This is a genomic window from Kitasatospora sp. NPDC059146 (assembly GCF_042786665.1).
In the GTDB taxonomy this organism is placed as follows: domain Bacteria; phylum Actinomycetota; class Actinomycetes; order Streptomycetales; family Streptomycetaceae; genus Kitasatospora.
Window position 1 is genome coordinate 1 of the sequence record NZ_JBHZCY010000207.1, and the last position, 9996, is coordinate 9996.

At 74.9% G+C, this 9996-nt stretch carries 9 protein-coding genes and 1 pseudogene; 7 read left to right on the forward strand and 3 right to left on the reverse strand.

Annotation, left to right across the window (positions count from 1 at the left end):
- Window positions 1–917, forward strand: a pseudogene (locus tag ACFXPX_RS42270) (RNA helicase); the annotation flags it as partial.
- 268 nt (window positions 918–1185) lie between these two features.
- Here ACFXPX_RS42270 and ACFXPX_RS42275 read toward each other — a convergent pair.
- The 3 genes from ACFXPX_RS42275 to ACFXPX_RS42285 all read right to left on the reverse strand — a co-directional run bounded on the left by ACFXPX_RS42275 (window position 1186) and on the right by ACFXPX_RS42285 (window position 3804).
- Window positions 1186–1560 (reverse strand): peptidoglycan-binding protein, encoded by a 375-nt coding sequence (locus tag ACFXPX_RS42275; protein WP_380532542.1) that lies wholly within the window; start codon window positions 1558–1560, stop codon window positions 1186–1188.
- A 113-nt stretch (window positions 1561–1673) separates the two neighbouring features.
- Window positions 1674–2576: a 5'-3' exonuclease H3TH domain-containing protein gene (locus ACFXPX_RS42280; RefSeq protein WP_380644982.1), complete on the reverse strand. Its 903-nt coding sequence runs from the start codon at window positions 2574–2576 to the stop codon at window positions 1674–1676.
- A 148-nt stretch (window positions 2577–2724) separates the two neighbouring features.
- Window positions 2725–3804 (reverse strand): cation diffusion facilitator family transporter, encoded by a 1080-nt coding sequence (locus ACFXPX_RS42285; RefSeq protein ID WP_380532545.1) that lies wholly within the window; start codon window positions 3802–3804, stop codon window positions 2725–2727.
- A gap of 256 nt (window positions 3805–4060) precedes the next feature.
- On the opposite strand from ACFXPX_RS42285, the gene ACFXPX_RS42290 reads away from it, so the two are divergent.
- The 6 genes from ACFXPX_RS42290 to ACFXPX_RS42315 all read left to right on the forward strand — a co-directional run bounded on the left by ACFXPX_RS42290 (window position 4061) and on the right by ACFXPX_RS42315 (window position 9946).
- Entirely contained in the window at window positions 4061–5008 is a 948-nt protein-coding gene (locus ACFXPX_RS42290) for an acyl-ACP desaturase (RefSeq protein ID WP_380644978.1), read from the forward strand.
- A gap of 172 nt (window positions 5009–5180) precedes the next feature.
- Window positions 5181–6086: a class I SAM-dependent methyltransferase gene (locus ACFXPX_RS42295; RefSeq protein ID WP_380591416.1), complete on the forward strand. Its 906-nt coding sequence runs from the start codon at window positions 5181–5183 to the stop codon at window positions 6084–6086.
- A gap of 119 nt (window positions 6087–6205) precedes the next feature.
- Complete coding sequence (locus ACFXPX_RS42300; protein ID WP_380644979.1) at window positions 6206–7636, forward strand: MFS transporter; 1431 nt, start codon at window positions 6206–6208, stop codon at window positions 7634–7636.
- A gap of 14 nt (window positions 7637–7650) precedes the next feature.
- The gene (locus ACFXPX_RS42305) at window positions 7651–7893 is read left to right on the forward strand and encodes an acyl carrier protein (RefSeq protein ID WP_375890866.1); all 243 of its coding nucleotides are present in this window, start codon (window positions 7651–7653) and stop codon (window positions 7891–7893) included.
- 32 nt (window positions 7894–7925) lie between these two features.
- Window positions 7926–9155, forward strand: a complete 1230-nt coding sequence (locus tag ACFXPX_RS42310) for a beta-ketoacyl-[acyl-carrier-protein] synthase family protein (RefSeq protein ID WP_380644980.1) — start codon at window positions 7926–7928, stop codon at window positions 9153–9155.
- A 35-nt stretch (window positions 9156–9190) separates the two neighbouring features.
- Window positions 9191–9946 carry an SGNH/GDSL hydrolase family protein gene (locus ACFXPX_RS42315; protein ID WP_380644981.1) on the forward strand — a complete coding sequence of 252 codons (756 nt, stop codon included), beginning with the start codon at window positions 9191–9193 and terminating at the stop codon, window positions 9944–9946.
- Window positions 9947–9996: the final 50 nt, after the last annotated feature.

Here is a 9996-nt window from a genome sequence, read left to right on the forward strand (position 1 = left end):
CTGGCGATCCAGGTGCGGTGCCCGTCGAGGCGCTGGAGCGGATGCGGATCCCCAAGTCCTTCAACCCGCGCAGCCCGCAGTCCCGGCGCGACCTCGCCTCCGCGCTGCGCACCAAGGCCGGCCACCTGGAGCCCGAGCGGTTCCGGCGCGGCCGCGCGGCCGCCGCCGACGACCCGGAGATCACCCGGCTGCGCACCGAGCTGCGCCAGCACCCCTGCCACGGCTGCTCCGACCGCGAGGACCACGCCCGCTGGGCCGAGCGCTACCACCGGCTGCACCGCGACACCGAACTGCTGGAACGCCGGATGCGCTCCCGCACCCACACCATCGCCCGCACCTTCGACCGGGTCTGCGGCCTGCTCACCGACCTCGGCTACCTGAGCGGTGACACCGTCACCGACGACGGCAAGCGGCTCGGCCGGCTCTACGGCGAGCTCGACCTGCTGGCCTCCGAGTGCATCCGCGAGGGCGTCTGGAGCGGCCTCGCCGCCGCCGAACTCGCCGCCTGCGCCTCGGCGCTGGTCTTCGAGTCGCGGCAGGCCGACGACGCCGGCGCCCCCCGGGTGCCGGAGGGCGCGGCCAAGGAGGCGCTCGGCCAGATGGTCCGGATCTGGGGCCACCTGGACGCCCTGGAGGAGCAGCACCGGATCAACACCGCCGAAGGCGTCGGCCAGCGCGAACCCGACCTCGGCTTCGCCTGGGCCGCCTACCGCTGGGCGCTCGGCCACAGCCTGGACCAGGTCCTGCGCGACGCCGACATGCCGGCCGGCGACTTCGTCCGCTGGACGAAGCAGCTGATCGACGTCCTCGGTCAGATCCAGGACGCGGCCGGCGAGGACGCCGAACTCCGCAGGACCGCCCGCAAGGCCGTCGACGGCCTGCGCCGCGGCATCATCGCCTACTCCTCGGTGGGCTAGGGGCTAGGCCCTGTCCGGCGGATCTTGCCAGGCGCGCGACGCCGGGCATCCCGCCTGGACGCACGCCCGAATCGCCCAAGTACGTCCAGTACGAGGCCGACTCGGGCGCACGCCCAGCCGGGCGCCCAACGCCGCGCGCTGATCTGCCAAGATCCGCCGGACAGGCCCTAGGCCCTGTCCGGCCGGACGGGGCCCGGCCGCCGGCAACGCGCAGGGGCCCGCACGTTCGAGGGAACGTGCTGGCCCCTGCGCTGCTGGGTGCCGGTGCCTACTTGAGGGTGGGCAGCGAGGAGTAGCAGTGGTAGCTGTCCTTGGTCGCCTCGATCATGACGTCGCCGGTCCGCGGGCCGACGACGCCGTCCGGGTCCAGGCTGGCCCACTTCTGGAGCGCGACGATCGCGCCGTAGGTGTCCGGGCCGAACGAGCCGTCCACGTCGACCGTGTGGTAACCGGTCTGGTAGTGCAGGCTGTTGGAGATGAGCTGGACGCACTTGACGCTGGCGTAGGTGTTGCTCTTGCCGTAGCCGACCCACAGCGAGCCGGAGTTGGGCACGGCCTGGGCGGTGCCGGCGACGCCGACGGTGGCCAGGGCGGCGGCCGCGAGCAGGAACGCGCCGCGGCGCTTGACGGAGACGGTGTTCAAGGGACCCCCCGAGTTCGGAAACACACAACTGATCATCAGTTTCCCCGAACCCTACCGTTGCCCGCCGACAGGTCGCTGGCTGGCTGCCGACAGGTCGCCGGCGGGGAGCGGGCTCAGCGGGTGGCCAGGGCCTCCAGGACGCGTTCCAGGGAGGTGCCGAGACCCCAGCGGGCGGAGAGGTGCTCCAGCGTCATCGGGTCGGCGGGCTCGCGGGGGAGGACCGGGTCGAAGTCCGGGAGCGGGGCGTCCTGGGCGACCCGGACGACGGTGGGGGCGACGTCCAGGTAGGCGGCGCCCTCGACGATGTTGCGGCGGCGGGCCGGGGTGAGCCGGGAGCCGATGTCCAGGGCGGCGGCGCGGATCGCGGCCAGGTCGCCGTACTCGTTGATCAGCTGGGCGGCGGTCTTCTCGCCGATGCCCTTGACGCCGGGCAGGCCGTCGGACGGGTCGCCGCGCAGGGCGGCCATGTCGGCGTACCGGTCGCCGCGCACGCCGTACTTCTCCAGCAGCACCGCGTCGTCGGTGACCTGGAGGTTGCCCATCCCCTTGACCGGGTACAGCACGGTGATCAGCCGCTCGTCGTCGACCAGTTGGAACAGGTCGCGGTCGCCGGTGACGATCTGCACCGGGCCCGTGGCGCGGGCGGTGAGGGTGCCGATCACGTCGTCCGCCTCGTAGCCGGGGCAGCCGACCCGGGCGATGCCGAGGGAGTCCAGCACCTGCTCGATCACCGGCACCTGCGGGGCGAGGGTGTCCGGGACCTCCTCCTCGCCGTCCACGGCGGCCTCGGCGACCCGGTGGGTCTTGTACGAGGGGACGAGGTCCACCCGCCACTGGGGGCGCCAGTCGGCGTCCATGCAGGCGACGAGTTCGTCGGGCCGGTGGTCGTGCACCAGCCGGGCGATGAAGTCCAGCAGGCCGCGGACGGCGTTGACCGGTTCCCCCTGCGGCGAGCGCAGGGAGTCCGGTACGCCGTAGTAGGCCCGGAAGTACAGGCTGGCGGAGTCGAGCAGCATCAGTCGCGGTGCGGTCACGAGTCAGATCATGCCGCACCGCGACGACGAACGGCGGTCTCGGCGTTCGTGCTCGGCGTTCGCGCTCAGTGCTCCTGCTCGGCGTTCGTGCTCAGCGATCCTGCTCGGCGCTCGCGCTCAGTGTTCGCGCTCAGTGTTCGTGCGGGCCGGCGCGGTGCACCGGGCCGTGGGCGTCGGCGCAGTGCTCGGCGGCCGATTCGCCCGGGCCGGCGATCTGCAGCAGCGCGCCCGCCTCGTCCTCGCCGACGTGGTCGACCTGGAGGGTGCTGTGGGTGATGCCGTACTCCTCGGACAGCCGGCGCTGCAGTTCGCGCCGGACGGCGTGGCAGTCGCCGCCGGGGGTGACCAGGATGTGCGCCGACAGGGCCGGCTGGTTGGAGGTGATCTCCCAGATGTGGAGGTCGTGGATCTCCTCGACCAGCGGCTCGGTGACCAGGCGGTCGGCCACCGCGTCCGGGTCGATCCCGGCGGGGGCGGCCTCCAGGAAGATCCGCCCGGAGTCCCGGACCAGCCCGATGCCCGCCTTGAGCATCAGCGCCACCACGATCAGCGAGGCGATCGCGTCGGCCCGGGCGAAGCCGGTGGTCAGCATGACCGCACCGGCCACGGCGGTGGCGATGAAGGCGTAGAGGTCGGTGAGCACGTGCTGGAAGGCGCCCTCGACGTTCAGCGAGCTGCGGTTGGCCTTGGACATGCACCAGGTGGCGGCCAGGTTGACCACGATCCCGATCAGCGCGGTGACCAGCACCAGTGAACCGGTGACCTCGGGCGGGCTGATCAGCCGGGTGATCGCCTCGTAGCCGAGCCAGGCGGAGAGGATCAGCAGGGTGACGCCGTTGGCCTGGGCGGAGAGGATCTCGGCGCGCTTGAGCCCGTAGGTGTAGCCGCCGCGGGCCGGGCGGGCGGAGAGCCGCATGGCGACCAGGGCGAGCACGATCGAGGCGGCGTCGGTGAGCATGTGCGCCGCGTCGGAGATCAGGGCCAGGGACTGGGCGGCGAAGCCGACCACGACCTCGCCGGCCATGAAGACGACGATCAGGGTGAGGGCGCTGACCAGCCAGCGGCGGTCGGCGTCGGCGGCGACGCCGTGGGAGTGGCCGCCGTGGCCCCCGTGGCCGTGCGCGTGGCCGCCGTGCCCTCCGTGGCCGTGGCCCTTCGGGTTCTGGTGGTCATGCGCATGATCATCGTGGGAATGCTCGTGCCCGGCCATCGAAGTCCTCTCTGGACGCACGGGTGGGTGGTGACGGGGTGCGATCGCCCGCACTCGAAGTGAACCGCAGAATCGACAAAGATCCAAAGGCTGTACTGGTGACCGTTGTCGTTGCCGTTCACGCGCCGCGTGTCGGGCCGCTCGGCGCCCGGATTGCCGGTGGCATAGACCCAGGTCAGGGCCGTGATCCCGGGGTCACCTGAACGGGTGAGGCGGGCTTGCGCAGCCGCGCGCCGGTCCGCGACGATCATGGCCCGTGAAGATCGCTACCGCGGAAACCGCCCGCTGGCTCTCCGAACTCGAAGCCACTGCCGAGGAGTTGATGAATCGTCATCTCGCGGCCGCCCGCGAGTGGTTCCCGCACGAGTACGTCCCCTGGAGCCTCGGCCGGGACTTCGACGGCCCGCTGGGCGGCGAGCCCTGGCGCCCCGAGCAGTCCGCGCTGGCACCCGCCGTGCGCTCCGCCCTGGTCGTCAACCTGCTGACCGAGGACAACCTGCCCGGCTACCACTGGACCATCGGCAGCCGGACCTCCCGGGACGGCGCCTGGGGCGCCTGGCTGCACCGGTGGACCGCCGAGGAGGACCGCCATGCCGCCGCCATCCGGGGCTACCTGCACGCCGCCCGCGCCGTCGACCCCGTCGCGCTGGAGCGCTCCCGGATGGCGCACCTCGCCGCCGGCACCGCCCCCGACCTCGACGGGGTGCTCGGCGTGGTCGCCTACGCCGCCGTCCAGGAGCTCGCCACCCGGGTCAGCCACCGCAACACCGGGCGGCTCAGCGGCGACCCGGTCTGCGAGCGGCTGCTCGCCCGGATCGCCCAGGACGAGAACCTCCACATGGTCTACTACCGCGAACTGCTGCGCGCGGCAGTCGAGGTGGACGCCGACCAGGTGCTCGTCACGCTCGACACCACGATCCGCGACTTCGCCATGCCGGGCCAGGCCATGCCCGGCTTCGGCCGACTGGCCGCCGAGATCGCGGTGGCCGGCGTCTACGACCTGCGGGTGCACCACGACGAGGTGCTCGTCCCGCTGCTGCGCGCCCTCCGGGTGACCGAGCTGACCGGGCTCGGCCCCACCGGCGAACAGGCCCGCGAACGGATCGCCGCCCACCTCGCACGGACCGACGCGCGGGCCGCCCGCTTCGTCGAGCGCCGCGATCAGGCCCTCGCCGTCCGGGCCCGCCGGGCCGGTGCCGGCTGAGAGCACCGCCCGCCCGGGCCTCCGTAAGGCCCGCAAGACCGCTCGGGCCCCCGCAAGTCCACCTGGGCCCCCGCAAGTCCACCTGGACCTCCGCAAGTCCACCTGGACCTCCGCAAGACCACCCGGACCGACAGACCGCCCGGACCGCAGGACCACCCGGAACAGGATCCGCATGACCGTCACCACGGCCGGCACCACCGCCGCCGACATCGAGTTCCACTACGACCTGGGCAACGACTTCTACGCCCTCTGGCTGGACGAGACCCTCGCCTACACCGCCGCCAAGTGGGACGGCATCCCCCGCGACGCGCCCGACGCCACCGCCCTGCCGCGCGCCCAGCGGGCCAAGCTCGACCACCACCTCGACCTGGTCGGCGCCCGCCCCGGCGACGGCCTGCGGCTGCTCGACGTCGGCTGCGGCTGGGGCGCCATGCTGGCGCACGCGAGCGGCGACGACCGGGTCCGCGAAGCCGTCGGGCTGACCGTCTCCCGCGCCCAGTACGAGTTCCTCGCCGCCCGTGCCCTGCCCGGCGTCGAACCCCGACTGGAGAGCTGGGAGGCCCACGACCCCGACCGGCCGTACGACGCCGTCATGGCGATGGGCTCCTTCGAGCACTTCGCCACCGCCGGGATGAGCCGGGCCGAGCGCCTCGACTGCTACGCCCGCTACTTCGCGGCCTGCCACCGCTGGCTGCGCCCCAGCGGCCGGATGTCGCTGCAGACCATCGCCTACGACGGCGCCGCCGACGGCTCCGGCCCGATCGGCGACTTCGTCGGCAACGACGTCTTCCCGACCGCCCGGCTGCCCCGGCTGAGCGAGATCGCCGCCGCCTGCGACCCGTACTTCTCGGTGGTCGCCCTCACCGCCTCCGCCGAGGACTACGCCCGCACCCTCGCCTCCTGGTCGGCCCGGCTGCTGCGGGCCCGCGAGCAGGCCGAGCAGCTGGTCGGCCCCGAGGGCTACCGGCGGTACCGGCGCTACCTGCGGGCCAGCGAGGTGACCTTCCTGCGCGGCGCGGCCACGCTGTACCGGATCGGCTTCCGGCGGCGCGACGAGCCGTTGCGGCTGTCCGCCTGATGGCCCCGACTCCTGCGACCCCGACTCCTGCGACCCCGACGCCTGCGACCCCGACGCCTGTGGGCCCGACTCCTGCGGCCCCGGCGCCCGTGAGCTCGACTCCTGCGGCCCCGGCGCCCGTGAGCTCGCCGCCCACCGCGCGGCGGGCCTGGGCGGCGGTCGCGGTGGTCTGTGCCGCGCTGTTCCTGCTCGGCCTCGACTTCACCGTGCTCAACGTGGCCGTCCCCGGCCTGCGCGCCGACCTCGGCCCGACCCTCGCCGAGACCCAGTGGATCGTGGACGGCTACGCGCTGGCGCTGGGCGGCTGCGTGCTGGCGGGCGGTGCGCTGGGGGACCGGTACGGCCGGCGGCGCGCCTTCCTCGCCGGGCTGGCGCTGTGCGGGGCCGCCTCGGCCGCCGGGGCGCTCGGCACCGGGCCCGCCCAACTGGTCGCCGCGCGCTGCGGGATGGGCCTCGGCGCGGCCCTGTTCATGCCGGCCACCCTGTCCACCGTGGTGCACGTGCTGCGCGAACCGGCCGCCCGGAAGCGGGCGATCGGCATCTGGGCGGCGGTGGCCGGGGTCGGCGCGGTGTTCGGCCCGGTGGCGGGCGGACTGCTGGTCGACCGGTACGGCTGGCAGTCGGCGTTCTGGCTCAACGTCCCGGTCATCTCGGTGATCGGCGCGGCGGCCCTGGTCGCCGTCCCCGAGTCCCGCGCGCCGGAGGCCCGGCCGTTGGACCGGCCCGGGGCGCTGCTGTCCTGTGCCGGGCTGCTGGCCCTGGTCTGGGGCGTGATCGAGGCCCCCGGCCGGGGCTGGACCGGCCCCGCCGTGCTCACCGCCTTCGCGATCGCCGTCCTGCTGCTGGCCGCCTTCGTGCGTCGCCAACTCCGCTGCGCCGCACCGATGGTGCCGGTCCGGCTGCTGCGCGGCGGGCCGGTCTGGCCGGCCACCACCACGCTCGCGCTGATGTCCTTCGCGATGTTCGGCGCGATGTTCCTGCTCACCCTCTACCTCCAGCAGGTGCGGGGCCTGAGCGCCTGGCAGGCCGGGCTGCGGATGGTCCCGCTGTCCCTGGGGCTCGCCGTCGGCGCGCTCCTCGGGCCTCTGCTGGCACGGCCGTTGGGGGCCAGGGTGCCCTCGGCCGGCGGACTGCTGCTGATCGCCGCCGGATTCGTCCAACTCGGCCGGCTGGCCGCCGACTCGGGGGACGGGCGGGTGCTGCTCTTCGAGGCCCTCGCCGGGCTCGGTGCCGGGCTGCTCGCCCCGGTCGCCACCGAGGTGGTGATGAGCGCCGTCCCGGTCGCCGCGGCCGGGGTCGGCTCGGCGCTCAACGACGCCACCCGGCAGGTCGGTTCGACCCTCGGTGTGGCGGTGCTCGGCTCCGTCCTCGCCACCTCGCTCACCGGCGCCGCCCCCGGCGACCCGGCCGCCTTCACCGACGGTCTGGCGGTCGCCGCCGTCGTCGGCGGCGCGGTGGCCCTGCTCGGCGCCGCGCTGGCCTGGACCCGGCTGCCCGGGCGGCGGGCTGCCGCCTCCGCCGTCATCGACACCCTCAACACCCCCAGCTGAAAGGAAACTTCACGATGCCCAGCAGCTACGAGACGATCCGCGCCTGCCTGATCGACGAGTTCGACGTCTCCCCGGCCGTGGTCACCCCCGACGCCACCCTCGCCTCGCTCGCCCTCGACAGCCTCGCCCTGGTCGAACTCTCCCTGGTGGTCGAGGAGAAGCTCGGCGTCACCGTCGCCGACATCGGCCCGGACCGCACCCTCGGCGAACTCGCCGCCCACGCGGACGCCACCCTGGCCCGGGAATCGGTCAGTTGAGCCCGCTGCGTTCCTCTGCCCCGTCCCGTCCGATGGCTCCGTCCCATTCGATGGTCGCCGTCACCGGACTCGGCCTGGTCACCCCGGCCGGGAGCGGCGCCGACGCCGTCTGGGAGCACTTCCTCGGCGCCGCGCCCACCGCCCGCCCCGACCCCGAACTCCTCGGCCTGAACGTCGACTTCTCCTGCCGGGTCGCCGACTTCGACCCGCCCGCCCTGCTCGGCGGGCGGCTCGCCCGGCGCCTCGACCGGTTCAGCCAGCTGGCCGTGGTCGCCGCCCGCCAGGCCGTCGCCGACGCCGGGCTCGACCCGGCGCACTGGGACGGCACCCGGGTCGGCGTCGTCCTCGGGGTCAGCGCCACCAGCGTGCAGACCCACGTGGTCGAGTACGGCCGGCTCGCCGCGGGCCGGGCCGACCGGATCTCCCCGCTGATGATCCCGCGTTCCATCCCCAACATGGCCGCCGGCGAGGTCAGCCTCGACCTCGGCGCCCTCGGCCCCGGCCTGGTCGTCAGCACCGCCTGCGCCTCCGGCACCAGCGCGCTCGCCCTCGGCAGCGACCTGATCCGGGCCGGAACCTGCGACCTCGTGCTGGCCGGCGGCACCGACAGCGCCCGCTCCGCGATGACCTGCGTCGGCTTCGACCGCCTCGGCGCGCTCTCCCGCCGCCGCCACGACCCGGCCGGCGCCTCCCGGCCCTTCGACGCCGACCGGGACGGCTTCGTCCTCGGCGAAGGAGCGGGCGTCCTGCTGCTCGAACGTACCGACCACGCCCGGGCCCGCGGCGCCCGCGTCCGCGGGTACCTCGCCGGGCACGGCGCCGGCGGCGACGCCCACCACTTCACCGCCCCGCACCCTGGCGGCGACGGATTGGCCCGGGCCGTACGGGCGGCACTCGCCGACGCGGGGCTGGCACCCGAGGAGATCGGGCACGTCAACGCGCACGGCACCGGCACCACGCTCAACGACCCCGCCGAGGCGGCGGCCCTGCGGCAGGTCTTCCGCCGGCCGCCGCCGGTCACCGCCAACAAGAGCGTGATCGGCCACACCATGGGCGCGGCCGGCGCCATCGAGGCGGCGCTCACCGTGCTCGCGCTCCAGCAGCGGCTGGTCCCGCCCACCGCCAACCTCGACCGGCTCGACGACGCCATCGGCCTCGACGTGGTCACCAAGGCGCCCCGGCCGGTCGACGCCCCCTCCGCCCTGTCCGTCTCCTGCGGCTTCGGCGGGCAGAACGCCGCCGTCGTCCTCACCGCCGCCTGACCGCGCTCCCGCCCGACCCCGGAGTCCATCCCCCCATGCGCCGCCTCGCCCACCGGCTCGCCCGGCTGTACCTGCGCCTGCTCGCCCACCGGCCGCCCACCGACTGGTTCGTCCCGGTCGCCGACGGCCGGTACGGCTCCGCCCCGGACGCCGCCGACCACCCGCTCACCCTGCTGATGCTCGGCGACTCGCTCGCCCAGAGCTTCGGCGCCCACCGCCCCGAGCAGACCCTCGGCGCCCTGCTCGCCACCGGCCTCGCCGAGGGCACCGGCCGGCCCGTCGACCTGCGGGTCCACGCCCGGGCCGGCGCCACCACCGCCGCCGTCGGCCGCCAAGTCCTGCGCGCCGTCCGGCTGCGGCCCGGCATCGCCGTACTGATCGTCGGCGGCAACGACGTCCTGCTGCCCGCCCCGCTCGGCCGCGCCGCCCGCCGGCACGCCCACCTCGCCCGCACCCTCCGCGAGGCCGGCTGGCAACTCGTCGTCGTCCCCTGCCCCGACCCCGGCTACGCGCCCGGCTTCCGCACCCCCGTCCGCTGGATCGGCCACCACCGCTCCACCCGCCTCGCCCGCCTCCACACCCGCACCGCCACCCGCACCGACGCCCACCTCGCCCCCACCTCCGGCCCCGATTTCCACCACCGCGCCGCCCAACTCCTCGGCCCCGACGGCATCCACCCCTCCCCGCACGGCTACGCCACCCACGCCACCCGCATGCTCCCCACCCTCCTCACCGCCGCCACCCACCTCCCCACCCCAGCCCCCGCCCCTGCCCCAGCAGCCACCCGCTGACCCCTCGCCCCCACCCCCCTCGCCCCCACCCCCCACCCCCCACCCCCCAC